The organism is Cupriavidus basilensis OR16 (assembly GCF_000243095.1).
GTDB lineage: Bacteria > Pseudomonadota > Gammaproteobacteria > Burkholderiales > Burkholderiaceae > Cupriavidus > Cupriavidus basilensis_D.
Map to the genome: position 1 here is coordinate 1 of NZ_AHJE01000043.1, position 15,023 is coordinate 15,023.

General features: G+C 68.7%; 10 protein-coding genes and 1 pseudogene. 4 read left to right on the plus strand and 7 right to left on the minus strand.

All coding sequences use genetic code 11. From position 1 onward, the window contains the following. The 6 genes and pseudogenes from OR16_RS41320 to OR16_RS16265 all read right to left on the minus strand — a co-directional run. Positions 1-5,827 (minus strand): annotated as a pseudogene (locus OR16_RS41320) (Hpt domain-containing protein); the annotation flags it as partial. A 94-nt stretch (positions 5,828-5,921) separates the two neighbouring features. Then, complete coding sequence (locus tag OR16_RS16245) at positions 5,922-8,090, minus strand: methyl-accepting chemotaxis protein (RefSeq protein ID WP_006159030.1); 2,169 nt, start codon at positions 8,088-8,090, stop codon at positions 5,922-5,924. Between the two features lie 77 nt (positions 8,091-8,167). Beyond that, positions 8,168-8,737: a chemotaxis protein CheW gene (locus tag OR16_RS16250; RefSeq protein ID WP_006159031.1), complete on the minus strand. Its 570-nt coding sequence runs from the start codon at positions 8,735-8,737 to the stop codon at positions 8,168-8,170. A gap of 66 nt (positions 8,738-8,803) precedes the next feature. Then, positions 8,804-9,172 (minus strand): response regulator, encoded by a 369-nt coding sequence (locus OR16_RS16255; RefSeq protein ID WP_006159032.1) that lies wholly within the window; start codon positions 9,170-9,172, stop codon positions 8,804-8,806. A gap of 23 nt (positions 9,173-9,195) precedes the next feature. Further along, the gene (locus tag OR16_RS16260) at positions 9,196-9,690 is read right to left on the minus strand and encodes a response regulator (protein WP_006159033.1); all 495 of its coding nucleotides are present in this window, start codon (positions 9,688-9,690) and stop codon (positions 9,196-9,198) included. A 456-nt stretch (positions 9,691-10,146) separates the two neighbouring features. Next, positions 10,147-10,317 (minus strand): rubredoxin, encoded by a 171-nt coding sequence (locus OR16_RS16265; protein ID WP_006159034.1) that lies wholly within the window; start codon positions 10,315-10,317, stop codon positions 10,147-10,149. Positions 10,318-10,532: 215 nt separating this feature from the next. Between OR16_RS16265 and hemL the strand changes: the two genes are divergently transcribed. Continuing rightward, positions 10,533-11,723 (plus strand): glutamate-1-semialdehyde 2,1-aminomutase, encoded by a 1,191-nt coding sequence (gene hemL / locus OR16_RS16270; RefSeq protein ID WP_006159035.1) that lies wholly within the window; start codon positions 10,533-10,535, stop codon positions 11,721-11,723. A gap of 30 nt (positions 11,724-11,753) precedes the next feature. Here the strand turns inward: hemL and dapA are convergent, their stop codons facing one another. Beyond that, positions 11,754-12,611: a 4-hydroxy-tetrahydrodipicolinate synthase gene (gene dapA / locus OR16_RS16275; protein ID WP_006159036.1), complete on the minus strand. Its 858-nt coding sequence runs from the start codon at positions 12,609-12,611 to the stop codon at positions 11,754-11,756. A 403-nt stretch (positions 12,612-13,014) separates the two neighbouring features. Between dapA and OR16_RS16280 the strand changes: the two genes are divergently transcribed. Genes OR16_RS16280 through OR16_RS16290 form a run of 3 tightly spaced genes read left to right on the plus strand, consistent with a single transcriptional unit; the run spans position 13,015 to position 15,015 of the window. Next, a complete protein-coding gene (locus OR16_RS16280; protein ID WP_006159037.1) occupies positions 13,015-13,635 on the plus strand; it encodes a LemA family protein in 621 nt (206 codons plus the stop codon). A 15-nt stretch (positions 13,636-13,650) separates the two neighbouring features. After that, positions 13,651-14,505, plus strand: a complete 855-nt coding sequence (locus OR16_RS16285) for a TPM domain-containing protein (RefSeq protein ID WP_043419992.1) — start codon at positions 13,651-13,653, stop codon at positions 14,503-14,505. Between the two features lie 6 nt (positions 14,506-14,511). Further along, the gene (locus tag OR16_RS16290; protein ID WP_006159040.1) at positions 14,512-15,015 is read left to right on the plus strand and encodes a TPM domain-containing protein; all 504 of its coding nucleotides are present in this window, start codon (positions 14,512-14,514) and stop codon (positions 15,013-15,015) included. Positions 15,016-15,023: the final 8 nt, after the last annotated feature.

The window sequence follows — 15,023 nt, forward strand, 5'->3', positions numbered from 1 at the left end:
AACCGCCCGCTCACCCAGCAAATGCTGCAACGTAGTAAGCAGCTCATCCTCGTTATACGGCTTGCCCAGATAAACATTGACCCCAATCTCGGCCGCATAACGCCGATGCTTCTCCGCCGTGCGCGAAGTAATCATCACCAACGGCATATGCGCGGTCCGGCTATCCGCCCGCACGTTGCGCGTCAGGTCAAACCCATCCATGTGCGGCATCTCGATGTCGACCAGCATCGCGTCCGGCATCACCTCCTGCAACTGCCGCAACGCATCCACGCCATCGCGCGCCAGCACCACCTGGTAGCCAGCCCGGGTCAGCAAGCGATGCGTGACCTTGCGCACGGTCAGTGAGTCGTCGACCACCATGATGGTGGGCTGCGTGCCCAGCCCTTGCACCGGTGCCGCACCGCCCTGCGAGAATTCGGCCACCGCACCCAACGCCGGCTGCTGCGCCGAATTCGGCAGATATGGCAGATCGGCAAGCTGCGGGCGGGCCAGCTCGCCGCGTTCGCGCACGAAGCGCTGCGCCAGCACCACCGGGTTATAGATCAGCACGATCTCGCCATCACCCAGCGTGGTCGCGCCGGCAATGCCCTCCAGGCGTGCCAGGTGCGGGCCGATGTGCTTGACCACCACTTCGCGGTTGCCGATCACTTCGTCCACGTGCACGGCGATACGCTCGGCGCCGCTGCGCACCACGACCACGGGCGAATACTTCTTGCCCGCGGCCACCGCAGGCATTTCTTCCAGCAGCGCGCCGAGGTAGTGGAACGGCACCGCGCCGCCGGGCACGTCGAGGCTGCCTTGGTTGTAGGCTTCGAGCAGGCCTTGCGAGCGCAGTTGCTGAACCTGGTCGATCATGCCGCTGGGGATGGCGAACGGCCTGCCGCCCAGCGTGACCAGCAGCACTTGCGTGATGGCAGTCGTCAGCGGCAGGTGCACGGTGAAGCGGGTGCCTTGCCCGGGTTGCGTGGCCAGCGCGATGCGCCCGCCCAGCGCCACGGTCTCGGCGCGCACCACGTCCATGCCGACGCCGCGCCCTGCCAGCTCCGACACCGTATCAGCGGTGCTGAAGCCCGGGGCGAAGATCATCTCGGTAAGGCGGGCATCGCCCGCGTCGTCGTCCGGCGCCAGCAGCTCGCGCTCGATGGCGCGCGCGCGGATGCGCGCAAGGTCCAGGCCGCCGCCATCGTCCACGAAGTGCAGCACCACCTCATTGCCTTCCTGCTGTACCTCCAGCGTGAGCGCGCCGGTGGCGGGCTTGCCGGCGGCGCGGCGCATGTCGGCTAACTCGATGCCGTGCACCACGGCATTGCGGATCAGGTGCTCGATCGGGCCGGCCATGCGGTCCAGCACGGAGCGGTCGACCTCCACGGTGCCACCCTTGATCAGTAGGCGCACTTCCTTGCCGGTCTCGCTGGCGGCCTGGCGCGCCACGCGATACAGGCGCTCGGCCAGCGCATCGAACTGCACCATGCGCGCCTGCATCAGGCTGCGCTGCAGGCCGCGCGTGAGGCGGGCCTGCGCGTCGAGGTCGCCAGCGGCGCGGTCGAAGCCGCGCTGCAGGTTTTGTTCGACGGTGGCCACGTCGTTGACCGACTCGGCCATCATCCGCGTCAGTTCCTGGAAACGCGTGAAGCGATCGAACTCGAGCGGATCGAACTCGACCGCGTGCTGGGCATCGGCGGTACGCGAGGCCATCTGCGACTCAGCCTGGATCTCGATCTCGCGCAACTGGCCGCGCAAGCGCGCCACGTTGTCGTTGAGCTCGCCCAGGTAGCTGCGCATCGCGTCCAGCTCGCTCTCCAGCCGCGCGCGCGTCGCGCCGACTTCGCCAGCGTCGGTGATCAGCGTATCGAGCGTACGGGCCTGCACCCGCACCAGCGCGCGCTGGCGTTCGGCGGCATCGGTGGCAGGCGCCAGCCCGGCAGCAACGGCGGGCACGGGCAGCGATAGCGATGCCCCGGCCACCGGCATGGGCGCGGCGCGCAGCCACGGCTGCACGGTGGCGCTCGCCGGCAAGGCGTGGCCGGCGTCACCCGCGTGCGGCGCGTCTTGCGCGGACGCAGGCACGGGTTCGGCCGCCATCGTCCCCTCGTCCGGCACGCTGTTCTGCCCGGTCTTGGCGTTGATCAACTCGGGATCGTCCACCGGCAGCAAGCGGCCGGCCTGCAGCGCCTCGCTATGCGCGAGGATGCGGTCGTACCAGGCGTACAGGCGCACGAACAGGACCGGCCCGACGCGATCGGCACGCACGCCGGCATCGAGCAGGGTCTCCATCTCGTGAGCGGCTTGTCCCAGCGCCATGGCGCCGGCCATCCGGGCGCTGCCCTTGAGCGTGTGCAGCGCGCGCAGGATCAGGCCGGCGTGGCTGGCATGCTCGCCGTCGCCGCAGGCCGTTTCCCAGCCGCGCAGCAGCTTGCCCAGTTCCGGCAGGCTGCCGTGCGCCTCTTCGAGGAAAATCTCGACCAGCGCCGGATCGAGGGCTTCTTGCGCGGCCTCGGCCGCTTCCTCTTCCGCGCTTTGCGTCATAGCGGGAGCCGCTTGCACGTCCGCCGCATGCAGCGGCGTGACATTGGCATCGTGCAGCATGCCGCTGTTGGCCGCGCCCGGCAGCTTGCCGAACAACTGCGCAACCGGCGCGTCCTCCGCCTCGGCCAGCAACTCCACTGCCGGCAGCGCCAAGCGCGGGCGCACCATGGCGCGCTCGCCAAGCTCCAGCAGGCTGCGGCAAAGCGCATCATCGGCGGCTGGCCAGATGCTCGCGGCAAACTGGTGCAGCATGCCGCGCACGCGCTCCACCGCCTGCTCCAGCAAGCGGAAGTCGCCGGGATGCATCGCCACCGGTTGTGCGCCAAGCTGCAGCATCAGGCGCTCAAGCGCCTCGGCAATGGCGCGTACCGGCTCCAGGCCGACCGTGGAAGCGCTGCCTTGCAAGGTATGCGCGACGCGCAACGCCAGCTCGCTCGGGCAGGGACGGCCCTCATGGCGCCACTCCGAGAGATCGGTGGCGAACTGGCGGATGAGGTCGTCGGCTTCCTGCAGGTAGACGTTGTAAAGCGGCAGGCTGATGCGCACCGGGCCGATCACCTTGAAGTGGTCGTTTTCCTCGGCTGGCGTGCTGGCAAAGCGGAACGGAATGACCTTGGCCTCCCCGGCCACGGTGTTGTCTTCCTCGGCCTCGGCCGCGTGCTCCGCATCCTGCGCCGTTGGCTGGAGCCCTGATACTGATACTGATACTGATAGCAAGTCCAGCAGGACCGGGCCGGGGCGCGCGCCTCGGCAATCCACAGGTTCATCACCTGCTCGATCGCCCAGGCCGCCTCGCCATAGCGATGCAGGCCCACCATCCGGCTGGATCCCTTCAGCGTATGGAAGGCGCGGCGCAGGCGGCTGATGGTATCGGCATCGTCCAGCGCGGGGAGGCCGCCGCCGAGATCGTTGGCGACCTCGCCCAGCACCTCGACCGCCTCCGTCAGGAAAATATCCAGCAGCTCCGCATCGATGGCGGCGGTGTCGGCCGCAGCCGGCATCGCCGCCGCAGGGGCGGGCGCTGGCGTGCCGGGCGCGCCGGACGGCAGCGCATCGGCCAGCGCCACCACCAGGCGTTCGGCCGCGCCGTGGGATCCGGCGAGCCAGGCATTGAGCTGCGTGGTGGCTTCGCCGGCCTGGCGGCGCAAGCCGGCGGCGTCGTCGATGGCAGCCTGCTCGTTCATGGCCTGCAGCGCGGCGCGCAGCGCCTTCACCTCGGGCGCATCCGCGGCGGCCGGATGGCGGACCGCATCGTTGGCCGCCGCGCGCGCCTTGGCTAGCAGCGTCGCATGGGAAACTGCGCCGCCCGTCTCTTCTTGTGCGGCAACGTCGGCGGTTTCGCCGTGCGCGTCCGCCGCCGCGGCGCGGCCAAATGCCAGCGCATCGATAAAGGCATGCACGACACCCAGTTCGCCGGCAATCGCGGCCAGGCGGGCAGCGCGCCCGCTCACCGCATCGGCAGCGCTGGCGGCGTCGCCTGCAATCTGCGAGGCGCGGGCGCCAGCGAGCCAATCCAGCGCAGGCATGACGCGCTCCAGTGCCGCCGCCACCGCAAGCGCATCGGCCTGCAGTGCTTCCGGCAGCGCGCCGGCCTCGCGCAATCCATCGAGCGTGGCGGCGAGTGCCGCGAACGCGCGTTCGGCGTCGCGCAGATGCGCACCGGCTTCGGCACGGGCGGCATCGCGGTCATAGGCATCGAGCCAGGATTCGCCGCTGTCGAGGTGGCCGCGCAGTTGCGTCACCGCGGCTTCGCGCAGGCGTTGCGCGCGGGCCTGGTCCACCATCTGCGCCAGCCAGCGCGGTACTTGCGCAGTTGCCTCGCCGCGGCTGCGCGCGCCAAGGTACACGGTCAGTTCCTCACAACGCCGCGCGAACTCAGCCGCCGCTGCGTGTCCGGTGCTGCCATGCACGCGCCATGGCAATGCCAGTGCCCGCCCCAGGAACAAGGCGATGGCGCCGGCGCCGAAAGGATCGCCGGCACCGGGGCTGAGCTGTAGCGCGGCAGGCGCCGCGGCATCCAGGCAGCGCAGCAGGGCCGGCTGCGCCAACGGCTGCGCGGCTTCGGCCAGCACGGCCAGCGCGTTGTGCCATTCGCCATGATCCGGGCCGGTGGCGGCGGCCCGCTCGAGCGCGGTGGCCGCCTGCTGCAGGTTGCGGGTATCGATCGGATCGAGCCAGCCGTAATAGCGCACGCGAAAATCGGCATGCACCGCGGCATGCGCCGCGTCGATGCGGAATGCTTGCAGGCATTCGCGAATGGCGGAACGCAGCACCAGCACAGGCGCGCTCTGCGGTTCGTGCGCGGGCGGCGTGCCGCTGGTGGTGACCAGCAGGTATACGGCATCGTTGAGCAAGGCCTGCGGCACCCGCAGCACCTGCCCTTGCAGGTACTGGCGCAGCAGCAGGTGGCTCGGCCCGCCAGCCGCTTGGCCAGCAGGTCCGAGGGCAGCAGGCCGTGCGCCAGCGCGCCGAACACCAGCGCCAGCACATGCCACACGCCGCGGTCCGGATGGTCGGTGGCGCGGCGCAGTTCCTGCTCGCTCGCGCGGACATCCTCCAGCGCGGACTCCAGCGGCAGATAGGCCTCGTGCAGCAGGCTCGGCTCAGTGCACGGCACCGGCAGGCGCAGCGCCTTGAGCAACGCGGCCTCGAAGCGCTGGCGTGCGCGCGTGACCGTGGACGCCATGCGCATCGGCAGCAGGATGCCGGGCAGCATCTGCAGTTCGTCCACCCACAGGTCGGCGGGATGCACGCGGTCTTCGCCCAGGCGGCCCAGCACATCGGCGTAGGAACAGAACAACCGTACCGGGTCTTCCTCGTCGCCGACCATCAGGTCGTCGACGTACTCGGCCAGCGCCTGCACGCCCAGGCGGAATGTGGCCAGCGTGCGCGCGTCGGCGGGCACGGCGCCGCCATCGATGGCTTCCAGCAAGCGGCGCAGCGCCTGGCAAAACGGATCGACTCCGCGCAGGCCGACGATATGCACCGCGCCGGCGGCCTGGTGCAGATGCTGGCCGGCCAGGCGCAGCGAGGTGGTGTCGCGTGCGCCGAGCGCCTCGGGCGCCTGCTGCACTTCATCGACATAGTGGCCCAGCTCGGCCGCGGCATCGTCCAGCGCGGCGCGCAGGCTCGGCGCCAGCCAGGCCAGCACGGAAAGATCGCGCGCCACCGGGGCGGCAGGGTTCCTGGCCGGGACGGCCAGCTCGGCGGACAGGTCCGGCGAAGGGATCGGCGCCAGCGGATCCGGCACGGCCGGATCGGTGCCGGCGGCCTCGCGCGAGACAGGGAAATTCAATGACATGGCTGCTTCCAATGCGTCCAATGCGTCCAATGCGGTGGCGCCGGTCCGTGGCCCGCATCCGCGCGGGCTCGCGTTGAACACCAATGCTGACTGGTCAGGCGATCTTGAATCGCAGCACCGAGTTGCGCAGCTCTTCGGTCAGCAAGGTCAACTGGCGCACCGAGAGTGCTGTCTGGCGCGTGCCGGACGAGGTCTGCTCGGTCACCAGCAGGATCCCTTCGATATTGCGCGCCACCGCGGTCGCCAGGCCCGCCTCGTGCGAGGTGGTCTGCGAGATCTGCTCGATCAGCTCGGCGAGCTGGCGCGACACGCGGCCGATCTCCACCAGCGCGGCGCCGGCGTTGTCCGACAGCTTGGCCCCTTCCACCACACCCTGCGTGCTGCGCTCCATGGCGTGCACCGCGTCCTGCGTGTCGGTCTGGATGGTGCGGATCAGCGCCCCGATCTGCTTGGTCGCCTCGCCGGAGCGCTCTGCCAGCCGCTGCACTTCCTCGGCCACCACCGAGAAGCCGCGCCCGGCTTCGCCGGCCGACGCGGCCTGGATGGCCGCGTTCAGCGCCAGCACGTTGGTCTGCTCGGTAATGTCGGAAATCAGCTCGACGATTTCACCGATCTCCTGCGAGGATTCGCCCAGGCGCTTGATGCGCTTGGAGGTGTCCTGGATCTGCTCGCGGATGTCGTTCATGCCGACGATGGCGTTCTGCACCGCGTGCTGCCCCTGCTCGGCCGCAGCCAGCGAGGCGCGCGCTACGTTGGCGGATTCCGCCGCGCCGCGCGAAACCTGCGTGATGCGGTCGGCCATCTCCACCACCGATTCGCCGGTCTGGCGGATCTGGCGCGATTGCTCTTCCGAGGCCGCGACCAGCTCGGTGGAGGTGTCCTGCACCTGGCCCGATGCCTGCGTCACCTCGCCGGCGGTCTGCTGCACCCGGCCGACCAGTTCGCGCAGTTCTTCCACGGTGTAGTTCACCGAGTCGGCGATGGCGCCGGTGATGTCCTCGGTCACGGTGGCCTGCTTGGTCAGGTCGCCGTCGGCGATGTCCTGCAGTTCGTTCATCAACTGCAAAATGGCCTTCTGGGTCGCGTCGTTATTGCGCTTTTCGTCCAGGCGGCGGGCTTCCGCCTCGCGCTCGCGGGCCTCGGCTTCGAGCGTACGGGCGCGCGAGTCGCGCAGGTACAGCGCGGCCAGGCCGGCCAGGAACAGCAAGGTGAGCAAGGCCGAGACAATGGTGGCGCCCAGCGTCAGCGGACGCATGCGCGCGCCTTCGGCATAGGCGGCCTGCAGCGCGGAGAGCTCACCGCGCAGTGCCTCGTTGTCGTTGAAGATCTGCTGCTGCGCGCGCTTGGCGGCGATCAGGCCGGGCAGGTTCTGCAGGATGGTCTGGGTGGTCTTCTGCACCGCGTCGAAACGTTGCGAGAGCTGCTGCAGGTAGCCGCGGGTTTCGGCATCTCCCGCCGCCGACAGCCGCAGCGCTTCGCTGCCGTTCATCAGGCCATCCAGGGTTTCGCGGAAGGTATTGGTGTCCTTGCCAAGCAGGAACGCGGTTTCCGGGTTGACGCCTTCGCCCGCCAGGAACTCGTTGAGGTTCTTGCCCAGGCGCTGCGTCAGCATCACCAGCTGCGCGGAGGCGGCCACCTCGCGCGAGTTGGCGCCGCTTTGCAGCTTGATTGCCGCCACCTGTTCCGCGCTCTCCAGCAGTTCGGGGTTGGAGGCGTTGAAGATCTGCAGCGTCTGGCCGATGGTGGTCAGGGTGGGCTGCTGGGCCAGCACGTCGCCCGCGCTTTTCTCGGTGCGCAGCCAGGATTCCATGGCTTTTTCAAGCAGCGGCGCGGCGGCCGCGCCGGTCGCGCGCACGTGCTTCGCCTCGCTGCCGTCCTTCAGCGCCTGCAAGTCGCCCGCGAGCTCGCTCTTGGACTGGCGCAGCTGCGTGAACGCCTGCGCATTGCCCAGCAGCGCCACCGGCACCGCCTTGGCCAGGCGCTGCGAGTGCATCAGCATGTCGCCGGCGATCTCGATCTGCGCCGCGCCGTTGTTGGCTTCGCGGTTATCGAAATACACCGACGCCAGCAGCGCGGCCAGCGACAGCACCACGCCGGCGGTCAGCGCGCGCTGCTGGCTGGCAAACGGGATACGGGACAGCCGGCCAGAGAGGGTCTCGGCCGGGGTGCTGCGCGTGCTGGGCGCGGTTGCGGCGCCTGCCGCCATTTCGGCGGCACCGGCCGCCGGCGCCTGGCGACCCAGGCTGAACATCTTGAAACCCATAGCACCCTCTGTCCGTTATTTTTTGAATTTGATTTGTCGCCGCGCCATCGCTAGCCTGCCCGCGCCGCGCGCCGCGCTCAGGCAGCCTGCCGGCCCACCTGCAGGAAGGCCGGCGACGCCAGCAGCCTGCGCACGTCGAGCACCTGCCAGTCGCGCCCGTCGCGATCGGCAAAACGCGCGCCCTCCCAGTCCGCAGCCGCCTCTGGCCCCGCCGGCAGCGCGTTAGCCGCTTCCACCGGCAACGACAGGTCGCCCGCATGGCGCAGCCCGATCACGCGCGTGGCAAGGATGCCGCAGGCACGCTCCACCTGGCGCGACAGCACCACGATCTTGCTGCCTGGCTGCAGCGCGGTGGCTCCCTCGCCGCAGAACAGGCCGAAATCGATCACGCCCAGCAGGCTGCCGCGCGCGTTCACCAGCCCCGTGTACCAGGACTGCGTGAGCGGCACGCGGCTGGGCTGGCGCATCTCCAGCACCTCTCCCGTCTCCGGCAACGGCAGCAGCCAGTGCCGCTGTCCCACCTGCAGGCCAAGGAAACTGTCCACCGCCGGCAGGTTGCGCGCCTCGCGCAGCCGGCGGGCCAGCATGGCCTGGTAATCCTGCAGCCGGGTCTGGCGGGCACGAAGATCCTGGCGCGGCGCGGTCATGGTCGGGTTCCGGTGAGAAGGCAAGGATGGGCTCGGGTGCAAGCGGGCGGGAAACCGGCGCGCGGCTCAGTGCGCCAGCGCGGCGATCTTGGTCAGCAGCTCTTCGCCGTTGACCGGCTTGACCACGTAGTCGGCCGCGCCCTGGCGCATGCCCCAGATGCGGTCGGTGTCCAGGCCCTTGCTGGTGCACATGATCACGGGGATATCCTTGAAGCGGTCGTCGCGCTTGATCGCACGGGTCGCCTGGTAGCCGTTCTGGCCGGGCATCACCACGTCCATCAGGATCAGGTCGAAGGCTTCTTTCTCGAGCCGGGCGAAGGCCTGTTCGCTATTGCCGGCCACCGAGACCTTGAAGCCCCTCTTGCCGAGCAGGTCGGACATGAACAGCGCTTCGGTGGGGGAGTCGTCGACGATAAGGATTTTGCTGATAGTCATGATGAGTATTCCTTGAATTGCGCTCAAGCCGGCAAGGGGCTGGCCACGGCAGCGGCACGTGGCACGCAGGCGTCTACCGCCTGCAGCAGCGACTCACGGGTAAATGGCTTGGCGAGATGGTCTTGCGCGCCGACCAGGCGGCCGCGCGAACGGTCGAACACGCCGTCGCGGGAGGACAGCATGATCACCGGGATGGCATGGAATCGGGGGCTCTTCTTGATGAGGGCGCAGGTCTGGTAACCGTCCAGGCGCGGCATCAGGATGTCGCAGAAAATCAGGTCCGGATGCATGTCGCCGACCTTGGCGAGTGCCTCGAAGCCGTCTTCGGCCAGCAGCACCTGGCAGCCGGCCTGGGACAGGAATATCTCGGCGGTGCGGCGGATGGTGCTGGAATCGTCGATGACGAGCACCTTGCGGCGCGCAGGCGCAGCAGCGCCGCTGGCACCGGCGCCAGCTTCGACCGCGCCGCTGACCTCGGCGTTGACCCTAATACCTTCTTGTAGTTGAGCGACCCGCATCTCGTTCCCGCGACCAGCGTGCTTCCCTGACGGAAACGCCGGCATTCACTTGAGAACTTCCGCGCAAGGCAGCCTGGCCGCCCCGACGGACCCCCGAAACAAAACGATCTATTCCCGAAAACACGCCGGCCGGAAAGTCCCGGTGCCCGGCAAACGGCGGCGCGTGGTACCCGCGCCTGCCGCAGTCCACCCCCCAAAGGGTGGATTTTCAAATTTGAAACAGAGTGTGACAAGTCGCCGTGGGGCCGTCAATCCGGAATCTCGGGCAGCCCCCGGCGATCTGTCGCATCGACGCGACGCGCCACGGCGGGCCGAGGCCCCAAACGGAGTCGTCACGGTCGCGTCATGGTGGCGCGTGGCCGGATCGCGCCATCCCGCCTGTGTCCCGCCTGTGCCGGCTGGCGACACCGCGCATCTAGCGTTGCTTTCCAGCAACTCCCGCAACCCTGGACAATGTCAGAGCGCCACCATCTCGAAATCTTCCTTGCGCGCACCGCATTCCGGGCAGGTCCAGTTGATGGGCACGTCTTCCCATTTGGTGCCGGGGGCAATGCCGTCTTCGGGCGCGCCGGTAGCTTCATCGTAAATCCAGCCGCAGATCAGGCACATCCAGGTCTTGTATTCCATAACGGTCCAGTCACTCTCCATTAAAATTCAGGGCCAGATGGTACCGAATCGGCGCCGCCGGCGCCAGCCGGGCAAGCAGGATTCGGGCCAAATACGCCGTGTTCGCGCACGTTACCGCGTAAATGCCTCGCATTTGAGTCTTTTTGCCGGCATCTTCAATGTAACTTGCTGCCTGTTAGAACGCGTTTCTCCCGCTTTTGATTTCACGCAAAGCCATGTCTCGTAACCAGCAGCTCTTCGACCGCGCACAGCAAACCATCCCGGGCGGCGTCAATTCGCCCGTGCGCGCCTTCCGCTCGGTGGGCGGCACGCCCCGCTTCATCACGCGCGCCGAGGGCGCTTACATGTGGGACGCCGACGGCCAGCGCTACATCGACTATATCGGCTCCTGGGGCCCGATGATCGTCGGCCATGCCCATCCGGTGCCCTCGATCGAACAGGTACGGCTGGTCTCCTCCGGCACCGAAGCCACCATGAGCGCGCTGCGCCTGGCGCGCGGCTTCACCAGGCGCGACCTGATCGTGAAGTTCGAGGGCTGCTACCACGGCCACGCCGACAGCCTGCTGGTCAAGGCGGGCTCCGGCCTGCTGACCTTCGCCGACACCACCAAGAACGCGCCCTCCTCGGCCGGGGTGCCCGCCGACGTGACCAAGCACACCATGGTGCTGGAGTACAACAACGTCGAGCAGCTCGAGCAAGCCTTCATCAAGCACGCCGATGAGATCGCCGCGGTGATCGTGGAGCCGGTGGCCGGCAACATGAACCTGGTGCGCGCGAACGACGCCTTCCTGCAAGCCATGCGCTCGCTGTGCACCAAGCACGGCGCCGTGCTGATCTTCGACGAGGTGATGACCGGCTTCCGCGTGGCGCTGGGCGGCGCGCAGGCGCACTACGGCATCACGCCGGACATGACCTGCCTGGGCAAGGTCATCGGCGGCGGCATGCCGGCGGCGGCCTTTGGCGGCCGGCGCGACATCATGGCCTGCCTGGCGCCGCTGGGCGCCGTGTACCAGGCCGGCACGCTGTCGGGCAACCCGCTGGCGGTGGCGGCCGGGCTGACCACGCTCAAGCTGATCCAGGCGCCGGGCTTCTACGACCGCCTGGCCGCGCAAACCCGCAAGCTGGCCGACGGCCTTGCCGCGGCGGCGGTTGATGCCGGCGTACCGTTTGCGGCGGATGCCATCGGCGGCATGTTCGGCCTGTACTTCCGCGAGGGCGTGCCGGGCAGCTTCGCTGAAGTCACGCAGTGCGATACCGCGCGCTTCAACCGCTTCTTCCACGCCATGCTGGATGCCGGCGTCTACCTGGCGCCGTCCGCCTATGAGGCAGGCTTCGTCTCGGCGCAGCATGACGACGCGATCCTCGCCACCACCATCGAGGCTGCCCGCAAGGCCTTCGCGGCCTAAGGATCCACCGGACCCGTCAAGCCCGCCGGCTTAGCCGAGCAGTTCGGGAGCGGCCGCGCCGAGTCGCTCGCAGGCACTTGCCAGCGCCGCCTCCAGGGCGGCGCTGGCGGGCGTCATCGGCGCGCGCAACTCGTTGCGCAGCCAGCCCTCGCGCGCCAGCATGGCCTTGAGCGGGCCCGGATTGGGCTCGGCAAACAGCAGCTTGATCATCGGCATCAAGGCATGGAAAAGCCGGCGCGCCTGGTCAAGCCGCTGCCCGGCCACCGCCTGCGCCAGCGCGGCGAACAATTCCGGATAGAGATGGGCTGACGCGGTGATCGCGCCCGTGCCGCCCAGGCACAACGTGCCCAGCACCTGGTGATCCTCGCCAGCCAGCACGCTCAAGCGAGCGTCGGCAATGACGGCTTGCGTGCCGTGGTAATCGCCGCCGCAATCCTTGATGGCGCGGATGTTTGGATGGGCCGCCAGCGCCAGGATGGTTGCCGTCTCCAGCTTCACGCCGGTCCGGTAGGGAATGTCGTACAGCACCAGTGGCGCGGCGGCGCTGTCGGCCAGGGAGCGGAAGTAGTCCAGCAGGCCGGCCTGCGACGGACGGACGTAGTAAGGCGCGGGCGCCAGCAAGCCGGCCAGCGGCCGCTCAGCCAGCCGGCGCACACGCGCTTGCACCTGCCTCAGCTGGCTCCCCGCCACGCCCATCATGACCGGCAAGTTGCCAGCGCTGGCCAGCACGGTATCCAGCACGGCCAGTTGCTCGGCCTCGTCGAGCGCAGCCGCCTCGCCGGTGCTGCCGCACACCACGATGCCGGCGATGCCGCTGCCGGCATAGCGCGCCACCAGTCGGGCCAGCGCGGAAAAATCGACCGCGCCGTCGGCAAAGGGCGTGACCAATGGCAGCCAGAATTCCGGAAAAAACCTGTTGTGCTTGCGGATCGTGCTGGGCTTGTTGGGGTTGTTGGGGTTGTTGGTCCTGATCTACTGCTTGCATCGAATCACCTCCGTCGCTCATCTGACGGCAGCAGCGCCCCGGTCAGATGAGCGGCTGTTTTTTGGCTTTGGCGCGCGCCGGCACCTGCCGCTGCGAGGCAGGGCAAACAGGTGCGGAGATCAACGAAAAAGCGCGCATTGCAGGTTGGAGCTGGTTGAGGCTGGTTGCGGCGCCGTATCGCGGCGCATGGCAGAAACGACAATCTACCGGGGCAGCCGGCCTGCCGTCAACTGCACCCCGGCCGATTCGCTTGCGCCGGCTTGCCCCTGCGCTACACTGGGGACTCCACGAATTCCGGAGTCCTCGATGCGCGCATTCCCTTCCCTGTCCCTGTCCTCCGGGCGCTCTGTCTTGCGCTGGCTCATGCTGGCCCTATGCGCCAGCCTGCTGTCCGCTTGCGGGTACAACGACTTCCAGGCCAAGGACGAGACCGTCAAGGCGGCCTGGGGCGAGGTGATCAACCAGTACCAGCGCCGCGCCGACCTGATCCCCAACCTGGTCAACACGGTCAAGGGCTATGCCACGCATGAGCGCGAGACGCTGGAGGCCGTGACCAAGGCCCGCGCCGCGGCCACCAGCATCCAGGTCTCGCCCGAGACCCTCAACGACCCCGAAGCCTTCAAGCGCTTCCAGCAAGCCCAGGGCGAGCTGAGCGGCGCGCTGTCGCGCCTGCTGGCGGTGTCGGAGAACTATCCGCAGCTCAAGGCCGATGCGTCGTTCCGCGACCTGCAATCGCAGCTCGAAGGCACCGAAAACCGCATCACCGTGGCACGCCAGCGCTATATCACCGCGGTGCGCGACTACAACGTCCTGGCGCGCAGCTTCCCCACCAACCTGACCGCCATGATCTTCAAGTACCCGGTCAAGCCGTCGTTCACGGTGGAGAACGAAAAGGCTATCTCCGCGCCGCCCACGGTGAAGTTCTGACCCCGGACCACGCCGATGCGGAATCTCTCTAGGCAACCTGGCTGGTCCGCTGCCATGCTGGCGCTGCTGCTGTGGCTGGGTACGCTGCTGGCGTCCCCGGCCATGGCCGCCGGCGACGGCTTTGTCGCGGTGCCGCCGCTCACGCAGCGGGTAACCGACCTCACCGGTACGCTCAGCGCCAGCCAGCGCAGCGCGCTGGAAAACGTGCTGGCCGAGTACGAGCAGCAGCGCGGCAGCCAGATCTTCGTGCTGATGGTGCCCACCACCGATCCCGAGCCCATCGACGCCTACAGTATCCGCGTGGCCGACGCCTGGCGCGCCGGGCGCAAGGGCATCGACGACGGCGTGATCCTGCTGATCGCCAAGGACAACCCGCCCGGCCTGCGCAAGATGCGCCTGGAAGTGGGACGCGGCGTGCAAGGCTCGCTCACCGATGCCATGTCCAAGCGCATCCTGCAAGACGTGATGGCGCCGCACTTCCGCCAGAACGACTTCTACGGTGGCATCGCGGCCGGCGTCTCGGCGATCCAGGCCACCATTGACAAGGAAGCCCTGCCCGGCCCGCAGGCTGGCGCCAAGGCCGCCCAGAGCGGTTCGTGGACCGACTGGCTGCCGGTGCTGTTCCCGCTCGCGATCATCCTGTTCTTCTTTATCTCCGCGGCTCGCCGCTCCGGCGGCTCGCGGATCGTGACCCGCGGGCGCGGCTGGGATGCGGCTGCCGGCGGACTCGGCGGCACCCTTGGCGGTCTCGGGGGTGGCGGCTGGGGTCGCGGTGGCGGTGGCGGATTTGGAGGCGGCGGTGGTGGTGGCGGCTTCGGTGGCGGTGGTGGCGGCGGCTTCGACGGAGGCGGCGCCTCCGGCAACTGGTAACGACACATGCCACACTTCAAACGCGCCCTGCGCCATCTCAGCACGCGCCCCGGCGCTGCCAGCAAACTGTTCCCCGCCGACGCCCAGCAGCAACTGCAGCAGGCGGTGCGCGCTGGCGAGCAGCGGCATCGCGGCGAAGTCCGGGTGGTGATCGAATCCAGCCTGCCCGTGGCGCTCGCCTTCTCCGGCACCAGCCCGCGCGCCCGTGCCCGTGCCTTGTTCGGCGCGCTGGAGGTATGGAATACCGAAGGCCACACCGGGGTGCTGCTATATATCAACCTGGCGGATCACGCGGTGGAGCTGCTGGCAGACCGCGGCATCGACGCCCGCGTCGCCCAGGAAACCTGGCGCGCCATCTGCAACGAACTCGCTAGCGGGCTGGCCCAGGAGCTGTCGGTCAAGCCCGTGCTGGCGGCGGTGGAGAAGATCCACCATCAACTGGCGCAGCATTTCCCCTCGGGCGACCGGCCCAATCCGAACGAACTCGATGACCGGCCAGTCATGCTGTAGCGCTGGCT